Raw genomic sequence first — 19,346 nt, 5'->3', positions numbered from 1 at the left:
GCGGGCAGCGTGCGATTCTGATTAGTCCAAAGCTGCTAGCTTTCCTCGCTTTCAAACCGCTGGCCGGCGTAGAGGATACGGATGATAACGACCTCGGTAGGCTCGACAACGAACGCTACGCTTACCCGGCGCTCAAAGCCGACTATACGCAGGCCTGGGCGAACATGATCACGGAGGCTGCCGCGTTCTGGATACATCTCGAACCCACCCACGAAGGTCCTGATGCGGGCCACGTAATCGCGGGCGACAGCGGCAGACGCGGATTTTGTACGAACGAAACCATAGATACGCGCCAAATCCAGCTCCGCCTCATCGGTCAGGCGGATTTGATAGTGCTTCATCAATCCTCTTCCCGATCGATCTCGTCCATGCGCGCTTCAAGGCGCCTCCAGACCTCATCGAGGGGTTTAGCTTTAGTGGGATCGGCCTTATACGCGTCATAGGTGGCCGCAACTTCCGTTCGAAGCCAATGCTCGACAGCGTTTTCGCGTTCTTGCAAAGCTCTCAGACCTTCGCGAATGACTTCGCTCTCTGAGGCGTAATCGCCGTTGGACACTCGCTGCTTAACCAGCTTCGCCATTTCCACGGGCAGCGTGATGCTCATTTGCTGCGTCGAACGCATCGATTGCACTCCTATTGATCTGCATCTTAATAGCACATGATGGGATGGAATCCTACTCTTCCTCAGCCGAAACACCGCTGACAGCCGCAGCTTTCCACATCCGGCTTGCAGACGAAACTTTTTGCTCCCGCGACAGTTACCCAGATCCCGTCCATTCATCAAAGGCTCTCCCTTGACCAAAATGACGTTCGGCCCCGCATTCAGCCAAGACGGCATTCTGTTCCGCCTCTGGGCTCCTCTGCACGAAAGCGTATCGTTGAGGATCGAAGGCGCGGATCCCCGTCCGATGGAGGCGGACGACGATGGCTGGCATCGCTGCATGGTCGCGGATGCCGGAACCGGCACGCGCTACCGTTTCGTGCTGCCCGATGGTCTCGAAGTTCCCGATCCGGCCTCACGCTTCCAGCCTCAGGATGTGCATGGTCCGAGCGAAGTGGTCGACCTTTCTTCCTATCGCTGGAACACCAGCGAATGGACCGGCCGGCCTTGGGAAGAAATGGTCATCTACGAACTGCATATCGGCTGCTTCACAGCGGAGGGAACTTTCAGGGCTGCGATCGAGCGTCTCGACCATCTGCGGGAGCTGGGCGTGACGGCGCTGCAGATCATGCCGGTCGCTGAATTCCCGGGCCGCTATAGCTGGGGCTACGACGGCGTGCTTCCCTATGCGCCCGACAGCAGCTACGGCCGGCCCGAAGATTTGATGGAGCTGGTGGATGCGGCGCATGAGCGCGGCATCTCGGTCTTCCTCGATGCGGTCTACAATCACTTCGGGCCGGACGGGAACTATATCCCGTCCTACGCGCCCCTCTTTACCGATCATCACAAGACGCCCTGGGGCAACGGCGTCAATTATGACGGCGACGGCTCCGAGATGATCCGCGAATTCATCATCGAGAACGCCCTCTATTGGATCACCGAGTTCCGGCTCGATGGTTTTCGCTTCGATGCTGTCCATGCCATCAAGGACGACAGCAGGGAACATCTTCTTCATGCGCTGGCCCGTCGTGTCAGGGCAGCGGCCGGCGACCGGCAGGTTCATCTGATCGTCGAGAACGAGGAGAACGACAGCGACCTGCTGCAGCGCGATGAGAACGGCGCGGCGCGGCTGTTCACGGCCCAGTGGAACGACGACCTGCACCATGTGCTGCATATCGCTGCGACCGGCGAGATCTTCGGCTATTATGCCGACTACGCCGGCGATGCCGATAAGCTCGGCCGCGCGCTGGCGGAAGGTTTCGTGTTCCAGGGTGAGCATATGCGTTATCGCGGCGCGAGCCGGGGCAAGCCGAGCGGCCACCTGCCGCCGACCGCCTTCGTGTCCTTCATCCAGAACCATGACCAGATCGGCAACCGGGCGCTCGGCGACCGCATCATGGCCGCGAGCCCGGCCGATGCCATCAAGGCCGTCACATCAATCTACCTGCTGGCGCCCGAGATCCCGATGCTGTTCATGGGCGAGGAATGGGACGCCAAAGAGCCTTTTCCGTTTTTCTGCGATTTCGACGAGGATCTGAACGACAAAGTCCGCAAAGGCCGGCGCGAGGAACTGTCGCGCCTGCCGGGCTTCGATGCCGACGAGCTTCTCGACCCGACGGCGCCGTCGACCTTTGCTGCCGCCAAGCTCGATTGGTCGAAACGCGCCTCCTCGGAGACCCTCGATTTCTACAGGACGCTTCTCGATCTGCGACATCAAAGAATCATTCCCTTGCTGAAAGGCGGCGCCGGACAAGCGGCTTACCGGTCGGCCGGCACTGCAGTGGCGGTGGATTGGACGTTTGCCGGCGACCGGCGCCTTCACCTCAGCGCCAATATCAGTGACGAGGCCGCGACGCTCGGCCCTCAGCATGAGGACGGCGAGACGATCTTCCGTCTCGGCCGCAATGACGATGGCGATCTTGCACCTTGGACGGTGCTCTGGAGCATCAGCAAAGCGTAAGGGGCTGAGATGAAGGCGATCGAACCATGAGGCCCGCGGAGATCGAAAGGCTCGCCCGTCGGCACGGCATCAGCCCGACAAGGCCCAGTCCCGACAATCGGGAAGTGGCGATCTCCAGCGCGACCAAGCGCAAGCTGCTTTCGGCACTGAAGGTCGACTTGTCGGCAGCGGCTGAGCGCGAGACGGCCGGGACGCGGCAGGAGCCGAAGCCGACGCTCAAGGAGATCCCAAGATCATACCTCCCGGATTTTCTGTCCGGCACGCGCGTCTGGGGCATCAGCCTACAGCTTTACGAGCTTCGCTCGGCGCGCAACTGGGGCATCGGGGACTTCGAGGATCTGTCCACTATGACAGATCTGGCGGGATCACTTGGCGCCGATTTCATCGGTCTCAACCCGCTTCACGCGCCCTTTCTCGCCGATCCCGATCGCTGCAGCCCCTATGAGCCCTCGAGCCGCCAGCATCTCAACCCGCTCCATATCGCCGTCGACCGGTTGCCGGGCTTTGCCGGCAATGCCGACCTCGAGCGGCAATTGCAACGCCTTCGCCGAACCGAGCTCGTGGATTACGCCGGCGTCGCACGAACCAAGCTTGAAGCGCTGCGGGATCTCTGGCCGGAGTGGCGGGCGCGAGCCGCGACCGACAAGGCCTATGATCCCCGGGATTTCGACGCCTTCGTCGAGCAAGGCGGCGACAGCCTGCGGCGGCACGCTCTTTTCGAATGCCTGTCGCTTTCCATGGCGGCTCGTGGCGCAGGCGCCGGCTGGCAGCAATGGCCGTCCGATTTCCAGCGCCGCGACAGCGCTGCCGTCGCCGAATTCGAACATGAACATGAAGACGATGTGTGCTTCCATATGTGGCTGCAATGGCTCGCCCACCGGCAGCTGATGCAGGCGGCCGAGCGGGCGCGGAAGGCCGGCATGCGGATCGGGCTCTATCTCGATCTTGCCGTCGGCGAAGCAGTTGACGGCTCAGCGACATGGAGCGAGCCGGATGTCTATATTTCTGAGGCCACCGTCGGCAGTCCTCCCGATCCCTTCGCCATCGACGGGCAGGACTGGCATCTTGCTGGCTATCTGCCTTCCACGATCGCATCGGGGAAAACGTCTCCCTTCCGTCGTATGGTGAGCGCCGCCATGCGCTATGCGGGCGCGATCCGCATCGACCATGTCCCGGCGCTTCGCCGCCTCTTTCTGGTGCCGCTCGGCGCCAGCCCGGAGGGCGGCGGCTATGTCCGCTATCCGCAGGATCGGCTCCTGCGGATCCTTGCCGAGACGTCGGCCGAGCATCGATGCCTCGTCATTGGCGAAGCCTTGGGGATGATCCCCGAAGACCTGCCAGATGATTTGGCGGCGGCCCGAATTCTCTCTTATCGGATCCTTTCCTATGAACAGGACGACGACGGCTTCAAGCCGGCGGCTGCCTATCCCATTCTTGCCTTGGCGTGCATTTCGACGCACGATCATCAGACCCTGGCCGGCTGGTGGCGCGGCGCCGACATTCAGGACCGGCGCGAGCACGGCATCGTGCCGCCGGATCTCACTGAAAAGCATCTCGAGCACCGCAAGCACGAGCGGCGACGCCTGAAGGCGGCGCTTAGGGCCGCCGGTTTCGGCTTGCCGCAGCGTCTTGACGCAAGGGCAAGTCGGGAGGCGTTGAGGCAGCTGACTGTCAACGCCTATCGCTTCATCGCCAGAACCCCATCCCTTCTCGTTGCGGTTCGCCTTGCCGATCTCACGGATGAGAAAACCCCGACCAATATTCCCGGCACTAGCGACAGCTATCCGAATTGGAAGCCGAAGCTGTCGGTTTCGCTCGAGGACATGATGTCGTGCCCGCTCGTCCAGCGCGTAACGGAGGCGATGCGCGCGGAAAGGCCGCAAAATCAAGTGGCAAGGGAACGAATAGGACGCCGGCGGATTCTGAATAGATAGGAAAGGATCGCCGAGATGATTTCCAAGAAACAGCTGGTCGAAGTCGCGGTGGATACCGAAGAAGGGCGTGTCCCTCTCGGCATCATGAACGCCAGGCAGGCGCTCGCGCTTCCCGATGATCTCGATGTCGAAATATCGCATCCCGATCACGAGCCGGGCAATACCGACCGCTTCATCCAGAAGGACGAGTTGCGGCGGCATCTCGACGAGCGGTAGGGTCGTCCTGGCGGTCCACCCGGCTGACTTGCCTTCGATCCCGGAACCTCGGTGGAACTGGATTGTTTGATACGACCAAGGAGAAAACCATGGCACATGCCGACCGGAAACATATCGGCGCTGGCGCGAAGGGAAAAGGTGACGGCAGCGGCGCCATGACCGATCTCAAAGAAGAGCAGCTTCCTGGAAATATGGTCCTGTCGAACCGCGACAAGACACAACATTCCAAGGAGCGCGGCCTGGACGGCAAGACGGTTCAGACCGAGCAATATTCGGATCACAGCTCCAACCGAGACCCCGACTGAGGAGAGGCGTGATGAGCAGCAGGCTACCTCCGATTCCAGCCGGCAACGTCAGCAGCAAGGGCGCAGGCAAGCCGACGAAGACCAAGGCAGAAGACGCCGCAATCGCAAGCGGTGGCGAAGACCCGGATAAGAAGGGTCAGCAAGGCAACAGTAAGATCAATACCAGCCATCAGGGCCATCAGCAGGACCGCTAGGAGGCATCGATGTCTACGTCCAAGAAGAGCGCCGCGACCATCCGCCAGGGCGGTCCGGGCGCTTCGCATGAAAATGCCAAGGCGCCGCTCGACATTCAGAAGCCGGCAGCAGAGCCGGACAAACGCACGCAAAGCAAGGTCTCCGGCGGTGGCGGCGAGCATGATCGCCACCATGGCCACGACCCGCGGCGGAAGTGAGGGGCAGACTGGCGGCGGACTAACCAGCCGAAGGGATGAGGTCCGTCGCTTCATAGGATCAACATGATGGAAGACAGACCATGACGACCGCATTCATCCTTGTTGCATTGGCTCTCATCGTCATCTACGCCGGCCCGACACTGCTGTTTATCTGCGTCGGTTATGCCGACTACATGCTGGAGCGGCGCAGACACTTGTTGGCTTTGAAGCACGCGGTAAGGCGTCGCAGCGACGAGCTTTAGGCGTCCGACAATATCATTGAGGCGCGAGCGCGAGGCAGCTTGTGCGTGGTCGCGACATGCGCTGTCAATCGATCATCAAAGCAGTTCCATGGAGGGACCGCGAGGTCGGAAATGTTGATTTTGGGAGATGTGAAAATGCCGCGGCGCAAGAACAGTGAGACGACTACCCTCGACACCAGCCGAGCCAAGCTCGGCGAACCGGTGCCGAAAGCCATTATCGATACCAACACCGCATCCGTCGGCATCCCCCGGCAGCCCGAAGAGGACCTGCGCGTGGAATTGAGCACATTGCGGAAACAGATCGACATGCTCCAGCAGCAGGTGCTGGAGGCCGGGCGATCGGCGAAGGACAGTGCTGGAAAAGCGATCCATCAGACCGAGGCCGTGGTCAAACATTATCCGCTTGCAACGGTTATGCTCGTGGCTGCTGTCGCGGGTGTGTTCGCCTTTGCCTCACATCTCTCCTCGCCGCGTCGCGAGCCATCCGCCTTGCGAGACGTCAGGGACTTCTACGACAGGATGCGCCAGCGGATCTGACAAGATTTCAGGATTGTCAGCACCCCGATTTTGCCCGAGGCTCTGTCACGCGCCAAGGGAAAACCGGATGCTCGACATCATTATACGCAGCGCTCTTACTATCGTCGGGCGGACGGAACGCTTGATCGAAGCGGCGAGGCGGCTGCTTGACGGGGATGACCTCGACGAGGCGGAGGTGTATGAACTGGATCGTGAGATCGAACGGTTGAGCGACGTGATTTTTGGCGTGGACGAGGCGGTCCGGTCGCTCGCACTCACATCGAATGCTGGCCGCAGGCCGCTCACGGCCACGCGTTAGAGAAAACGTTGCACTGATCGCGTGACTTTAGCAGCGCATCGCGATTTCCTAAGTTGATGTTATAAAACAGTTTTTCCAACACGGATCGGATGTCACGCCGATGTCACGCGACCGTGGAGGCAATATGTGCTTGATTGGGGCGTTCGGCGCTTCCGATTTCCAGGCCGGATGCGCTTTGGAACGCGGAAAATGAGGGGCAGGGGCGCTATTATCGTTGGGGCATGGGCGATGACTTTGGAGACCTCCGGGCAGATATCCGAGCCCGACGAATTTATATTTCCGGTTCACACCCGGACGATCGCGCAGATACGCTATGATATTCGTGGCCAGGTCATGACGGTCGTCTATCATGATGGCCGCTCGCGCACCACGACCGGCATACAGGGCTCGGCGATGCTCAGAATCCTCGCCCAGCGTCCGCTGGAGCGTTCCCCGTTTCTGTTGCGAACGGTCATCTGAGAGAGAAAATCGGCGCATCCGCAGCTAAATCGTCCTCATCGTGCATCCATTTCCCGGGAACTGCGTTCATCCTCGATAGCCAGTCTATGGAGGGAAGACGATGACCTTTCCACGGCCGAAAGCCGAAGCTCCCGCTCAGCGCTTCCAAGAAGCGAGCGCTGCTGCACGCGACGCTTTGGAAAAGCTGATTGCTGCCGCCAATGAAGCCGGATGGGGGACCGAGGAAATATCGGTCGCATTCCTCGAGGCCGCGCGATTTTTGAACGAGGCCAACAGAAAAGATCCCGATCCTGCCGACGATCCGATCATCAGCGAGGTGCCGGGCAAGCGGGAGCAGATTGGACACGGCGAGCTTTTTGATTAAGGCATGTCGCGCAAAAAGTGTGCAGCGGTTTGCGGCAGCGACATGCGTGAGCCCGCAGGGCCAGGTCGGCGAGTGGGATCAATTTGAGCCCATCGGGCGTTCTGCGGTGAGGAAACACGGGAGACGCATCATGTTCAAGAACGAATCCGGCACTGGCGCCGACAATAGGCTCGACGACGCCGGCATCCCGCTCGCAAATAAAGAAGAGGCAGACATCAATCCTGACCTCATCAGGCGCGAGGGTTTCGCGAGCGAGGCCGAATACCGCGCCTATCTCGCGACGCTTGGCGGGGAGATTCCGTTCGACGCCTATGTGGCGGAAACCGTCGAGACCGCCGAAGGACATGCTCTGGAAGGCCATCTCAGGGAGTTGCGGGAAGAGCTCGAAAACCTCCAGGCTCGTCTGCAGGTGATCCGGCGGCAGGCCGCAACCGTCTTGACCGAAAATGCTCGCTGGGCCGATGCCAGCGCCCATGCCCAACTCGGTGACCGGCCATGGCTCAAGCTGGCGGGCGCGATGGCAGCGGCCTTCGTCGTCACCAGGGGGATTCGGCGTTTGCCTCTCGGGGCTGTGGCGACCGCGGCGCTGCCCCTGGCCGCCGCTGCGATCAACCGGAAGCTTGCCAGAGATTGATGTCCGACCGGATGGGCTGAAACGAGCGCCATCTTCTCGCCGAAGTGTTCGCGCCATCTTACGGTCTGGAAGGGAGATGAATATGGCTGGACATGACGACCGCTATATCGAGATTACGACGCGTCTTCGCTCGATGCGGTCGTTCTGCGACTTCCTCTCGCAGGGCGGTACCGTCCGCGTCGCCTTGTCGGACGGCGAGCCCTTTAAGGACGTCACCGCCGTTCTGCTGGAACGGAATCGCCGGGAGGCAGAAGCGCTCGCCCGCACCCGCAGGCAGCTTTATCCCGACCTCGCAGACGAAGATGTGACGCCGCCGCTCTACAGCCGTCACTGACTCACCCTCCGGCAGCGGCCACGCCACGCCTGTCCGTTTCTTCCAGCTGGAACTGGTCGATCAGCTGCAGAAACGTCCTCAGGCGAAACCGATTTCCGCAAACAGAGGCAGATGGTCCGAGGCGATCCGCGTCAGCCGATTTTGCAGGACAGTGGCCTTTTTGACGACGAGATCGTCGGTGACGAAGATGTGGTCGAGACGCATCAGCGGGTAGAGGGAGGGAAAGGTCGCTTTCGCCGCGGCCTTGCCTGCGAGCTGGGCATCCTTCAACGACCGCGCGGCAAGTCGATACGTCGCCGATGATGGAATGGCATTGAAATCGCCGCAGAGAATGCAGGGAAGAGGTTCGTTCGCCGCGCCGCGCAGCCAGCCCGCGTGGAGCAGCGTCGTCATCTGCCGGATGCGCTCGCGCCCGCGAAGGCCTAGATGGGTGTTGATCACCAGGAGCTTCCTGTCGCCGACCAGGATTTCGACGGAAAGCGCGCCGCGCTGTTCGCCGATGGAGGGCAGAGGGCCTGTCTTGACCGCGCCTGTCGGCAGCGCGGTGATGATCGCATCGCCATACTGCTCCTCGGCAACCGACAGCGCCGGATGGAAATGCGCCTGCATCTTCAGCAGCGAGGCGATCGCATGGGCCTGATCGACGCCGCCGGTCCGACGTCTCAAGACATCGACTTCTTGCAGGGCGACGATATCGGCTCCAGCCTCGGCAATGACCGACGCGATGCGGCCGGGGTCGAGCTTCCGGTCGTTGCCGATGCAGCTGTGCACGTTATAGGTCAGGAGCTTGATCGATCTATCCGGCATAGGCCCGCTAAAGCTGGTCTCCCCTCGAGAGACAGGGTTCGTTCTCCCCGAGGGGAACACAAAACTCTTTTGATCGTTCCAGATGATCGAGCCATGGCGCTCGCACCTCGAAACGGACAATCGATGAGTCTGAAAAACGCAATCTGGAATGGACTGCTCGTTGCCGCCCTTTGTATCGCGGGCTTTCTTCTCTATCGGATCTTCCGCCAGTACAGCCTGGAGCAGATCGTTCAATCGGTCCGCAGCATACCTTTTCCGAGCTTCTGCACAGCACTCCTGTTTGCGGCGGCATCCTATTTATGCCTGAGCTGTTTCGACTTGCTGGCGATCCGCTCGCTCGGCAAATCCCTGCCTTACCGGAAGATCGTGCTCGCCTCCTTCATCAGCCTTTCGCTCGGCCACAATATCGGATTTGCGGGACTGAGCAGCGGCGCCTTCCGCTATCGCTACTATTCCCGCTGGGGCCTGACGGCCGTGGACGTGGCGAAGATCATCCTGTTCTGCGGCGTCACCGTCGGCCTCGGGTTGATCACGCTCGGCGGCCTTGCCCTGATCGTCAATCCCGGCGATGCCGCGCGTCTGCTGCGCATCGACCCGGCGAGCACCCGCCTTTTCGGTCTGCTGGCGCTCGTCGTGCCGGTCGTCTATGCGGGGCTGGCGTTTTTCATCCGCGGTAGGCTGCGGCTCTGGCACTGGTCGTTTCAACTGCCGCGATTTTCGATCGCGCTTGCCCAGATCGGGGTCGGGACGATCAATTTCATGCTGGTGTCCGCCTGCCTGCACCAGATGCTCTCGGTCTTCGGCGACGTTGCCTTCTTCAAATCGGTGACGGCTTACGTGCTCGCCAATTCCGCAATCCTCGCGACGCATGTCCCCGGCGGTCTCGGCGTACTCGAGGCGACGGTCTCCTATGTCGTGCCGCAGGAGGCCTCGATCGGCGCGCTGATTGCATTCCGCTGCAGCTATTTTTTCATTCCGCTGGCGCTCGGCATCACGCTTCTTGTCGTCAGCGAACTGATCTTCCGGCGTCGATCACGCGGGGCGGACGAGGAGACGGAAGAGCGCGCCGAGGCCCAGTCGGTTTAGGAGCCCGAAGGGCCGGGCCGGGTCGAAGAACGCGGTGCCTCTTATCGGCGAAATACTGCCCGACAGATCGACAGCAAATTCCCGCAAGCCCCGAGGCCCATCGTTGAGCTTATCGATTGCTCGGATGATCGAGCCGCTCCGTGCAAAGGCCGCGGCAAAGGTCTCCGTGGTCGTTCCGAGATATTCGGCCAGCAGGCGATCGCGCAAGTCCGCGATTCGGCGGCGATGTTCGTCATTGCCGGCCTCGAGCAGCATGTCGCATTCCGAATCCAATCCCTCCGAGCGGTTGTTGAGATTGGAGGAGCCGATCCGGATCAGTTCGTCGTCGGCAATGATCAGCTTGGAATGGATGAGCACGTCCACCTCGTCGTCCTTTGGCGACCCGGACATTGACGGCCCGGGCACTGGCGGCCCGGGCACGACGGGATAATAGACCCTGAACCGATTGGCGCGATCGGCGCGCTTGATGCGACGGATGACGCGGTCGCGATTGCCGCCCATGAAGAGTTTTTCGATCAGGCCATGCGAACGGCGCGTGCAGATGACCACTATCTCGGGGCCATCTTCCTCCTGCAGCCGCGCGGCGAGGGCGTCGGCGATGCGGAAGGAGGCGAGATATTGCGCTTCGATGTAAAGCTGCCGCCGCGCCCGAGCGATGACATCGAGTGTCGAGGCGATGCCGTCGCTGATCCCGGTGCGGAAAATCGTCGCCGGCTCCGTCAACACGAGGCTGACGGGGATCTGCTTCAGCGAAACGGCAAGATCGTCCGGCCATGTGAAAGGGTAGCTCTCGGCAAGCGATCCGTGGCTTTCGCCGGTGGCGTTTTCCCAGCGCCGCCGCGCGATATCGCCGATCAGCCTGGCGGCGTCGCCGGTGACCATCGCCTGAACGTCATGCAGCGGATCGTAGGACACGCCTTCGGGATCACGTCGCAGCGCCTCCTTGGCGCGATGGCTTCTCGTATCCCATCGCCGCGACGTCAGGTCCATGCCGCCGATGAAGGCGACGGCATCGTCGATACAGACGAGTTTCTCATGATGGCAGCCGCGCACGGTGTTTTGAAGATCGAAGCGCAGATCGATCCTGGCATTCCTCGGGAAGTTTTTCTTCCGAAGCACCTGCAGGGATTTTCCCGAATAGATCGGTCCGAGCGTCCAGATGAGGATGCGTATCTCGATCGCCGGATTTGCCTCTGCCAGGGCATGCAGCAGCTCGGCCAAGGTTTCGCCGGATTTTTCCGGCTCCATCGGAATATCAGGATTGAAGTCCCATCCGACGATCCAGACCCTGCGCCGCGCCTGCCGCAGCGCGCGCGCCAGTTCGGCGAAATACCGGTTGCCATTGATCAGGAAGGCGGCTTTTTCGGCGTAGCCTTCCAGTTCCTGTTTTTCACCGCCGCCTGGCTGTTGCGCTTTTGTTCTAAGCAGGTAGGGTTGATTGAGCATGGTTTCTAACGCGGTCATGGTTGCCTCGGCCTTTCGACTGAAAGCAAACGCCCGGGAGTTTCCCGAGTTCCCGATCGCAGCCGGCGAGGGAAAATGTAAGGAAAAGAAATGTCACAGCGAGCAGGCAGCGCCGATCTTCCCCTTCATGGGGGACGCGTGCCGCATTGGCTCGGCGACCGGATGACGCGGCTCGGCGCGCTGATCACCGAGGCGATCGTTCATCATTACGGTCGCGATGAGTTTCTGCGCCGGCTCGCTCACCCTTTCTGGTTCCAGTCCTTCGGTGCCGTCATGGGCATGGACTGGCATTCCTCCGGCATCACCACAAGCGTTCTCGGCGCCTTGAAGCGCGGGCTGAAACCGCGCGCCGGCGAACTCGGACTGCATGTCTGCGGCGGACGCGGCCAGCACTCGCGCAAGACACCGCAGGAGCTCGTCTCGATCGGCGAGCGCGTCGGCCTTGACGGGGAGGGGCTGGCGACGACCAGCCGTCTGATCGCCAAGGTCGACAGTGCCGCCCTTCAGGATGGGTTCGACCTTTATCTTCACGGTTTCATTGTCGCCGATGACGGTCATTGGGTGGTCGTGCAGCAGGGCATGAACGGCGACCGGCGGCAGGCCCGCCGCTACCACTGGCTGTCGGAAGGGCTCGAAAGTTTCGTCGACTCGCCGCATGCGGCAATCGAAGGACGCAGCCAGGGCGAGATCGTCAATCTCGCCGACAAGCGCGCCGAGCGCTCGCGGCGCGGGCAGCTCGATCTGCTGGCCACCCTCGGTCCCGACAGGATCGTCCGCGAGGCGGCCGCGCTGCAACGCGCCGAGCAACCGGAGCCCGAGCCGGCCGAACAGCCGATGCTGCCGCACCTGATCATGCCCGCCCATCACGATGTCCGCGAGAGCGATGTCAATATGCGCCGCCTGCATGGAAATCTCGCCGCGGCGGCCGATCGCGGACCGACGGATTTTCAGGAACTGCTGCTCGTTCCCGGTGTCGGCGCTCGCACGGTGAAGGCGCTGGCGATGGTGGCGGAGGTCGTCCACGGTGCGCCCTGCCGTTTCTCCGACCCGGCGCGCTTCTCGATCGCCCATGGCGGCAAGGACCGTCACCCGTTCCCTGTCCCGCTCAAGGTCTATGACGAGACGATCGGCGTGATGAAATCGGCGGTGCTGAAGGGCAAGCTTGGACGGGAGGAGGAGTTGCAGGCGCTGAAGCGCCTCGACGAACAGGCCCGGCAGATGGAACGCTACGTGACCGGCCCAGACCTCAAGGAGATCATCGCCGGCGAGTTCCGTCAATCCGCCGATTTCGGCGGCCGCAGCGTCTTCGGCTGGGAAGCGCCACCGGCCCCGGACGATTGATTTCAGTGCCCGTCGGGCGGGACGGCTTCGGCCGGCACCGTCTCCTTCAGGTTCTTCCGATGGAAGATGAAGAGCCCGGCAAAGACGATGATGGCGGCGCCGATGACGATCTGCGTGTCGGGAATATCGTTGAAGAAAATGTAGCCGAGCACGATCGCCCAGAGCAGCAGTGTGTATTGCAGGGGCGCCAGCAGCGATGCCGGTGCGAGCTTCAGCGAGCGGGTGATGAGCAGATGCGCGCAGGTGGCGACGATCCCAAGCAGCAGCATGCCCGACCAATCGACCGGTGTTGCCGGCTGCCAGTGGCCGATGCTCAAGGCGATGCCGGTGACAAGGGCGGCGACGGTCTGCCATGTCACCAGCGTCGTGTCGCTGGTGGAGCGCAGATAGCGGCTCATGACCAGCGAGAGCGCGAAGGAAAAGCTGCCCGCAAGGCCGAAGAGGGAGGGAAGCGACAGCATCGCCGTCGAGGGGCGCAGCGCAATGACGACGCCTGCGAAGCCGACCAGAACGGCGAGCCACCGCCGCCAGCCGATCTTTTCCCCGAGAAAGAAATGCGAGAGTGCCGCTATGTAGATCGGCCCGGCCATATAGAAGGTCATGACGTCTGCGAGCGGCAGATAGGCGACGGCGGCATAGAACAGGGCGACATCGCCGGTCGCCATGGCCACCCGCATGAACTGGAGGCCTTTCTGCTCGACGCGGAACAAGGCCATCGGCCCTTGCCGTGCGATCATCGGTCCGAGCACGATGAAAGCGCCGAGCGAGCGGATCACCAGCACCTGGCCGACGGCGAAGCTCGTCATCAGCCACTTGCCCATCGCATCGTTCAGCGCAAACAGCAGATCGCCGAGCAGCATCAGCACGACGCCCGTCATGATCAGGTTTCCTGTATTGGCGACGGCCGCTTTGGTCTTCATTCCCGGAATCCTCGCACAAACGGCCGCGCATGCGCGGCCGAATGCGGCTTCGACCTTAACAGGGCCGATGTCAAGTGTTCACTGGTGTACAGATGGTGGGCGGCCGGCATCGTCGAGCGAAACGGTCGCAATTGGGACTGCAAGCCGTCTTTTGGCTAGAGGGGGAGCTAACCCCTGCCATACATCCTGCTCGCCCGCAGCAGGCGTTGCGAATAGGGATGTTCGACCGCGCCCCTTCGCAAGGCCTCGATATCGACCTGTTCGACGATCTCGCCGGCTTCCATGATCGCGACACGGCTGCACATGTGGGAGACGACGGCGAGATCGTGGCTGACGAGGAGATAGGTGAGGCCGCGCTCCTTGCGCAGGTCCTGCAGCAGATTGAGGATTTCGGCCTGGACGGAGACGTCGAGTGCGGAGGTCGGCTCGTCGAGGAGCAGGACGTCGGGGTTCAGCATCAGGGCGCGGGCGATGGCCACGCGCTGCCGCTGCCCGCCGGAGAGCTGATGCGGAAAGCGGTAGCTGAGCGCCGGGTCGAGGCCGACCGAACGAAGCACGACGTTCACATCGACGGAATTTCGGTCCAAGCCCTGGTTGCGCAGCGGCTCTTGCAGCTGCGAGCGGATGGTCTTGCGCGGATGGAGCGATCCATAAGGGTCCTGGAACACCATCTGCACCCGCCGATAGAACGGCCGGCTGCGCTGGCGCTCCAGCGGCTCGCCATTGAGGGCGATCCGGCCGTCATAGTTGGCGTTGAGGCCGGAAAGTGCCCGAAGAACCGTGGACTTGCCGCAGCCGGATTCGCCGACCAAGCCGAACGCCGTGCCGCTCTCGATGGCAAGGTTTACGTCTTTGACGACAGGCCGCTGGCCGTGCCCGAAGCGGATGGTGAGATTGTCGATCCGGATCATCGCTGCGTCTCCGCGAGGTCATTCAGCCAGGCGGGATCGCGCTTCAGGATCGGCAGCCGGGCGGGCGGATTCTCGATCGTCGGCAGCGATGCCAGCAGTCCCTGCGTATAGGGGTGTCTGGCCTTGTCGAGATCGCGTGCCTCCAGCACTTCCACGACGCGGCCGGCATACATGATGAGGACGCGATCGCAGAAATTGCGGATGAGGTTGAGGTCGTGGCTGATGAAGATCAGGCCGAGATTGCGGCGTGAAACGAGTTCGTCGAGCAGCGCCAGGATCTCCAGCCTTACCGTGACGTCAAGCGCCGAGGTCGGCTCATCGGCGATCAGCACCTCCGGTTCGGCGATCAGCATCATGGCAATCATCACGCGCTGGCCCATCCCGCCGGATATTTCGTGCGGATAGAGGCGGGCGACGCGCTCGGGATCGCGGATCTGGACAGCTTCGAGCATGTCGAGCGCCTGGGCGTAGGTCTTTTTCGCGCTCACCTTGGGATGATGGAAGCGGTAGGTCTCGGCAATCTGTTCGCCGATCCGCATGACAGGATTGAGCGAATATTTCGGGTCCTGCAGGATGAGGCCGATCCGCCGTCCGCGGATCGTCATCATCGTCCGCTCGTTCGCCTTGAGGAGATCCAGGTCGTGAAAGCGCATCCGCTCGGCGCTGATCATGGCGGTCGGCGGCAGCAGTTTCATGATTGCCCGGCCGACGGTGGATTTGCCCGATCCGGATTCGCCGACGATGCCGAGCTTTTCCTGACCGAGCGTAAAGCTCACGCCGCGCACTGCGCGCATGTGGCCGCCGCCATAGGCGATTTCGAGGTTGCGGATATCGATCAGGGGCTGCGTCATTCCGAACCTCTCGGGTCGAGCACGTCGCGCAGCGCATCGCCGACGAGGTTGAAGGCGAGGCTGACGAGCGCGATGGCGATGCCGGGCGCGGCGATCACCCAGGGGCTGTCGAGCATGAATTCGCGGCCGCTGGCGGCCATCGAACCCCATTCCGGCCATGGCGGCTGTGCGCCGAGGCCAAGGAAGCCGAGACCCGCGGCCGTGATGATGATGCCGGCCATATTGAGCGTGACGCGCACGATCACCGAGGGAATGCACATGGGCAGGATGTGGCGGGTGATGATCGCGATCGAGGTCGCGCCCTGCAGGCGCACGGCGGCGATATAATCCGCCTTGCGCAGGCTGAGCGTTTCGGCCCGCGCCAGCCGCGCGATCGGTGGCCAGGCCGTCAGCGAAATGGCGATGATCGCATTGGTGATGCCGGGGCCGAGAGCGGCGGCAAAGCCGAGCGCCAGCACCAGCCCGGGGAAGGAGAGGAAGATATCGGTGATGCGCATCAGGATCTCGTCGATGATGCCGCCGAAATAGCCGGAGAAGGTGCCGATCAGCAGGCCGAGCGGCGCGACGATGATCGTGACCAGCATGATGATGTAGAGCGTCGTGCGGGCGCCGTAGATCACGCGCGCAAAGACGTCACGGCCGAAATTGTCCGTGCCGAGCCAATGTTCCGCGGAAGGCGGCGCAAGCCGCCCCGCCATGTCCTGAACGATCGGATCGTAGCTCGTGAGCAGGGGAGCCGCCGTCGCCACGACGATCAGCAGCACGATGATGACGAGGCCGGCAAGGCCGAGCGGGTGAAGGCTGAATTTCTGCCAGCCCTGATGGATCTGCTGCGCCGACGACTGGAACCAGCCCTGAGGCTCGGACGCGTGCAGCCAGTTGCGAAAGCCGCCGGCATGGGTGGTGTCTGCGTCTTCGGTGGAGATCGTCATGGCGTCACCGTGTTCTCGGATCAAGGATGCGATAGAGGACGTCGGACAGGATGTTGATCGTCAGGAAGACGGCGCCGGTCGTCAGCACCGAGCCCATCACGACGTTCATGTCGTTCATCTGCAGCCCGCGGGTGAGGTATTGGCCAAGCCCCGGCCAGCCGAAAACCGTCTCGATCAGCACCGCGCCTTCAAGCAGGCCGCCGAAGGTCAGCGCCAGGATCGTCAGGAGCTGCACGCGGATATTGCGGAAGGCATGGCGCCAGACGACCTTGCGGGTGCCGAGCCCCTTTGCCCGGGCGGTGATGATATATTCCTGGCTGAGCTGCTCCAGCATGAAGCTTCGCGACATGCGGCTGATATAGGCGACGGAGTAATAGCCGAGGATTGCCGCCGGCAGGATGATATGGCCGAGCGCATTGTGAAACACGTCCCATTGGCCCTCGATCGCCGCATCGATCAAGAGAAAACCGGTCATGGGGGTGACGAGGCCATCGTAGAAGACGTCGACCCGGCCCGACGCTCCGACGAGCTTCAGCTTGGCGTAAAAGATAAAGAGCGCCATCAGGCCGGTCCAAAAGATCGGGATGGAATGACCGGCAAGGGCGACGATCCGGGCGATGTGGTCGATGATCGTCCCGCGCCGGACCGCAGCGGTGATGCCCAAGGGAATGCCGACGATCGCTCCGATGATCATGGCGATGATGGCAAGCTCGATGGTGGCAGGAAAGATCGTCATCAGATCGGTCAGGATCGGCTGGCCTGTCGTCGCCGACATGCCGAGATCGCCGGTGGCGATCTTGCCGACATAGGAGAGGAACTGCATCCAGATCGGCTGCCCGAGGCCGAGCTCGTTATAGACGCGGTCGTAAACCTCCTTGCTGACTTCCGCCCCGGTGATAGCAAGCACCGGGTCGGCCGGCAGCAGGCGGCCCATCGAAAAGGTCAGGAAGAGCAGGCCGAGCAGCGTCGTCACGACGGCCACCACGCGTCCCGCCAGCCGCCGCAGCAGGCTCAGCAGAGGGTGCGGGGCCGCCTCGGCGAACCCGCTCCCTCCCGGCCGGCGGCCTTCCCGCTTCGATGTCAGATCGGCGCTCGCCACGCGCTCTACTCCTTGGTCACATCGTGCCAGCGCGTCGACCATGTCGTGTGCCCGTGATAATTCTTCACATTGGCGCGCATGACATAGGGGTCGGTTCGCTGGAAGAAGATGACGAGCGGCGAAGCCATGCCGGCATAGATGCCGTCCATCTTCTTGAAGATGTCGGTGCGCTTTTCCGTGTCGCGTTCCCGCATGGATTGGTCAATGAGCGTGTTGAGCTCGTCCACCTTCATGCCGGTGCGCCAGAGATAATAGCTGCCGAGGCGCGCCTCGTCGCTATTGTCGGGGTTGAAGGCATATTGCGTGGCGACAGCGAAGGGATCGGGCAGGCGGGCGCCGGAATTGCCGAGCAGCACCTCGAATTTGCGCTCGCGGAAGGCCGGCGTGAACTCGCCGGGCACGAGATCGAGATCGAAACCGGCGGCGCGCGCACTCGCCTGCAGCGATTCGGCGAAGGGCAGGGTTGGGGCTCCCGAGGGATTGAGCACTTTCTTCAGGCCGTTGGGATATCCGGCCTCCGCCAGCAGCTGCTTGGCCTTGGCGGGGTCGTAATCATAGCGCACGGCAGCCTCCTCCGGCGCGCCGATCATCCCGCGCGGGATCATCGACTGCCAGGGAAAGCCGGTATAACGCATGATGTTGCCGGAGATCGCCTTCCAGTCGAAGGCATGCTGGAAGGCCTCGCGAACCTGCGGCTTCTGCAGATCGGGGTCCTTCTGGTTGAGGGCGATATAGTAAAAACCAAGGCCGGGGACGTTCTCGATCACCACGTCCTTATTGGTGGCGAGCGCATCGAGATCGCCGCTTGCCACATACTGGCCGACATCGACGTCGCCGGCTTCGAGCTGGAGCCGGAGGTTGCCGGACTCCGGGATGTGGCGGGCGACGACGCGCGCCATGGCCGGCTTGCCGCCCCAGTATTTCGGCTGCGCATTGAAGATCGCCACATCGTTCGGACGCCACTGCGCCAGGCTGAACGGACCGCTGCCGGCGGAATTGGCCGAAAGCCAGGCGCCGCCGAAATCGCCGTTTGCCTCATGCGACAACACCGTCTTCTTGTCGACGATGCCGATCGAAGAGCCGGCCAGCGAATAGAGAACGAGATCCGTATTCGCCGCCTGCGGCAACTCGATCTCCAGCGTATGCTCGTCCTTGGCGCGAACGAGCTTTTCGACGTTATCGCCCGTGAAGCCCCAGAGTGCGACGTCGGTGGAGCCGACCTGGCCCATCTTGATGACGCGCTGGATCGACCAGGCCGCATCCTCGGCGGTGACCTTGTTGCCGCTCTGGAAGACCGCGTCGTCGCGCAAGGTCAGCGTGATGAGCTTACCGTCGGCCGAGACCTCCCATTTCGTCGCAAGCATCGGCTTTAGCGTCTTGAGGTCGTCGGGCGAGAGTTGCACGAGATTGTCGTAAAGATTCGAGATCAGCTCGGACACCGTGCGGGCGTTGTTCTGAGCCGGATCGAGTGTTCGGATGCCGGTGAGATTGGTGCCGATGACCAGCATGTTGGGCGGCGATGCCGCCGAAGCGGGTTGCGCTGCCATCAGGGCACCGGTGATTGCGATCGTCGTCAGTACTTGTCTCAGCATTTCAAGACCTCCCAATCCTGTCGCTTGTCAAAATCGTGTCGAACTCAAAGCATGGTGCCGAAAAGCG

Annotated in this window: 24 protein-coding genes and 1 pseudogene; 15 read left to right on the top strand and 10 right to left on the bottom strand. The window is 62.2% G+C overall.

Annotated features, from left to right (window positions below; translation table 11 throughout):
* Positions 1-35: 35 nt before the first annotated feature.
* Positions 36-341 (bottom strand): type II toxin-antitoxin system RelE/ParE family toxin, encoded by a 306-nt coding sequence (locus tag K6M89_RS00350; RefSeq protein WP_222137998.1) that lies wholly within the window; start codon positions 339-341, stop codon positions 36-38.
* The gene (locus tag K6M89_RS00345; protein ID WP_010028205.1) at positions 341-622 is read right to left on the bottom strand and encodes a type II toxin-antitoxin system ParD family antitoxin; all 282 of its coding nucleotides are present in this window, start codon (positions 620-622) and stop codon (positions 341-343) included. The genes K6M89_RS00350 and K6M89_RS00345 overlap by 1 nt, the downstream gene beginning before the upstream one ends.
* Positions 623-803: 181 nt before the next feature.
* Between K6M89_RS00345 and treZ the strand changes: the two genes are divergently transcribed.
* The 13 genes and pseudogenes from treZ (at position 804) to K6M89_RS00280 (ending at position 8,276) form a co-directional block, all read left to right on the top strand.
* Positions 804-2,561: a malto-oligosyltrehalose trehalohydrolase gene (treZ, locus tag K6M89_RS00340; protein ID WP_246642289.1), complete on the top strand. Its 1,758-nt coding sequence runs from the start codon at positions 804-806 to the stop codon at positions 2,559-2,561.
* Between the two features lie 26 nt (positions 2,562-2,587).
* Positions 2,588-4,495, top strand: coding sequence for a 4-alpha-glucanotransferase (gene malQ / locus K6M89_RS00335; protein ID WP_222137996.1), 1,908 nt, complete (start codon positions 2,588-2,590; stop codon positions 4,493-4,495).
* 15 nt (positions 4,496-4,510) lie between these two features.
* On the top strand, positions 4,511-4,711 hold the full coding sequence (locus K6M89_RS00330) for a hypothetical protein (RefSeq protein ID WP_064685548.1): 201 nt from the start codon (positions 4,511-4,513) through the stop codon (positions 4,709-4,711).
* A gap of 89 nt (positions 4,712-4,800) precedes the next feature.
* On the top strand, positions 4,801-5,016 hold the full coding sequence (locus tag K6M89_RS00325; RefSeq protein WP_222137995.1) for a hypothetical protein: 216 nt from the start codon (positions 4,801-4,803) through the stop codon (positions 5,014-5,016).
* Positions 5,017-5,027: 11 nt separating this feature from the next.
* The gene (locus K6M89_RS00320) at positions 5,028-5,210 is read left to right on the top strand and encodes a hypothetical protein (RefSeq protein ID WP_222137994.1); all 183 of its coding nucleotides are present in this window, start codon (positions 5,028-5,030) and stop codon (positions 5,208-5,210) included.
* A 9-nt stretch (positions 5,211-5,219) separates the two neighbouring features.
* Positions 5,220-5,408 carry a hypothetical protein gene (locus K6M89_RS00315; protein ID WP_222137993.1) on the top strand — a complete coding sequence of 63 codons (189 nt, stop codon included), beginning with the start codon at positions 5,220-5,222 and terminating at the stop codon, positions 5,406-5,408.
* An 80-nt stretch (positions 5,409-5,488) separates the two neighbouring features.
* Positions 5,489-5,650, top strand: coding sequence for a hypothetical protein (locus tag K6M89_RS00310; protein WP_170964797.1), 162 nt, complete (start codon positions 5,489-5,491; stop codon positions 5,648-5,650).
* 135 nt (positions 5,651-5,785) lie between these two features.
* Positions 5,786-6,187 carry a hypothetical protein gene (locus K6M89_RS00305; protein ID WP_222138352.1) on the top strand — a complete coding sequence of 134 codons (402 nt, stop codon included), beginning with the start codon at positions 5,786-5,788 and terminating at the stop codon, positions 6,185-6,187.
* 67 nt (positions 6,188-6,254) lie between these two features.
* Positions 6,255-6,502, top strand: a pseudogene (locus tag K6M89_RS00300) (hypothetical protein).
* A 211-nt stretch (positions 6,503-6,713) separates the two neighbouring features.
* A complete protein-coding gene (locus K6M89_RS00295; protein ID WP_097581059.1) occupies positions 6,714-6,944 on the top strand; it encodes a hypothetical protein in 231 nt (76 codons plus the stop codon).
* A 100-nt stretch (positions 6,945-7,044) separates the two neighbouring features.
* A complete protein-coding gene (locus tag K6M89_RS00290) occupies positions 7,045-7,308 on the top strand; it encodes a hypothetical protein (RefSeq protein WP_010026897.1) in 264 nt (87 codons plus the stop codon).
* Between the two features lie 130 nt (positions 7,309-7,438).
* Complete coding sequence (locus tag K6M89_RS00285) at positions 7,439-7,942, top strand: hypothetical protein (RefSeq protein WP_222137992.1); 504 nt, start codon at positions 7,439-7,441, stop codon at positions 7,940-7,942.
* A gap of 82 nt (positions 7,943-8,024) precedes the next feature.
* A complete protein-coding gene (locus K6M89_RS00280; RefSeq protein WP_097664542.1) occupies positions 8,025-8,276 on the top strand; it encodes a hypothetical protein in 252 nt (83 codons plus the stop codon).
* Positions 8,277-8,354: 78 nt separating this feature from the next.
* Here the strand turns inward: K6M89_RS00280 and K6M89_RS00275 are convergent, their stop codons facing one another.
* Positions 8,355-9,083, bottom strand: coding sequence for an endonuclease/exonuclease/phosphatase family protein (locus K6M89_RS00275; RefSeq protein ID WP_222137991.1), 729 nt, complete (start codon positions 9,081-9,083; stop codon positions 8,355-8,357).
* A 123-nt stretch (positions 9,084-9,206) separates the two neighbouring features.
* On the opposite strand from K6M89_RS00275, the gene K6M89_RS00270 reads away from it, so the two are divergent.
* Positions 9,207-10,169 carry a lysylphosphatidylglycerol synthase domain-containing protein gene (locus tag K6M89_RS00270; protein ID WP_222137990.1) on the top strand — a complete coding sequence of 321 codons (963 nt, stop codon included), beginning with the start codon at positions 9,207-9,209 and terminating at the stop codon, positions 10,167-10,169.
* Here the strand turns inward: K6M89_RS00270 and K6M89_RS00265 are convergent.
* Positions 10,116-11,633, bottom strand: a complete 1,518-nt coding sequence (locus K6M89_RS00265) for a phospholipase D-like domain-containing protein (protein ID WP_097580941.1) — start codon at positions 11,631-11,633, stop codon at positions 10,116-10,118. The two genes, K6M89_RS00270 and K6M89_RS00265, sit on opposite strands and share 54 nt — an antisense overlap.
* 90 nt (positions 11,634-11,723) lie before the next feature.
* Between K6M89_RS00265 and K6M89_RS00260 the strand changes: the two genes are divergently transcribed.
* Positions 11,724-12,974: a DUF763 domain-containing protein gene (locus K6M89_RS00260; RefSeq protein ID WP_222137989.1), complete on the top strand. Its 1,251-nt coding sequence runs from the start codon at positions 11,724-11,726 to the stop codon at positions 12,972-12,974.
* Positions 12,975-12,976: 2 nt separating this feature from the next.
* Here K6M89_RS00260 and K6M89_RS00255 read toward each other — a convergent pair whose 3' ends face one another.
* The 6 genes from K6M89_RS00255 to K6M89_RS00230 form a co-directional block, all read right to left on the bottom strand.
* Positions 12,977-13,894 carry a DMT family transporter gene (locus K6M89_RS00255; RefSeq protein ID WP_222137988.1) on the bottom strand — a complete coding sequence of 306 codons (918 nt, stop codon included), beginning with the start codon at positions 13,892-13,894 and terminating at the stop codon, positions 12,977-12,979.
* A 167-nt stretch (positions 13,895-14,061) separates the two neighbouring features.
* Entirely contained in the window at positions 14,062-14,805 is a 744-nt protein-coding gene (locus tag K6M89_RS00250) for an ABC transporter ATP-binding protein (RefSeq protein ID WP_222137987.1), read from the bottom strand.
* On the bottom strand, positions 14,802-15,656 hold the full coding sequence (locus tag K6M89_RS00245) for an ABC transporter ATP-binding protein (protein ID WP_222137986.1): 855 nt from the start codon (positions 15,654-15,656) through the stop codon (positions 14,802-14,804). The genes K6M89_RS00250 and K6M89_RS00245 overlap by 4 nt, the downstream gene beginning before the upstream one ends.
* On the bottom strand, positions 15,653-16,588 hold the full coding sequence (locus K6M89_RS00240; RefSeq protein WP_222137985.1) for an ABC transporter permease: 936 nt from the start codon (positions 16,586-16,588) through the stop codon (positions 15,653-15,655). Before K6M89_RS00240 ends, K6M89_RS00245 begins: the two co-directional genes overlap by 4 nt.
* Before the next feature lie 4 nt (positions 16,589-16,592).
* Positions 16,593-17,687, bottom strand: a complete 1,095-nt coding sequence (locus K6M89_RS00235; protein ID WP_222137984.1) for an ABC transporter permease — start codon at positions 17,685-17,687, stop codon at positions 16,593-16,595.
* A gap of 5 nt (positions 17,688-17,692) precedes the next feature.
* Positions 17,693-19,279 (bottom strand): ABC transporter substrate-binding protein, encoded by a 1,587-nt coding sequence (locus K6M89_RS00230; protein WP_222137983.1) that lies wholly within the window; start codon positions 19,277-19,279, stop codon positions 17,693-17,695.
* Between the last annotated feature and the right edge of the window lie 67 nt (positions 19,280-19,346).

This window comes from Rhizobium croatiense (genome assembly GCF_019793465.1).
Classification (GTDB): Bacteria; Pseudomonadota; Alphaproteobacteria; order Rhizobiales; family Rhizobiaceae; genus Rhizobium; species Rhizobium croatiense.
Note: the sequence above shows the minus strand (reverse complement) of the source record. Positions and strands in the feature narration are given on the sequence as shown.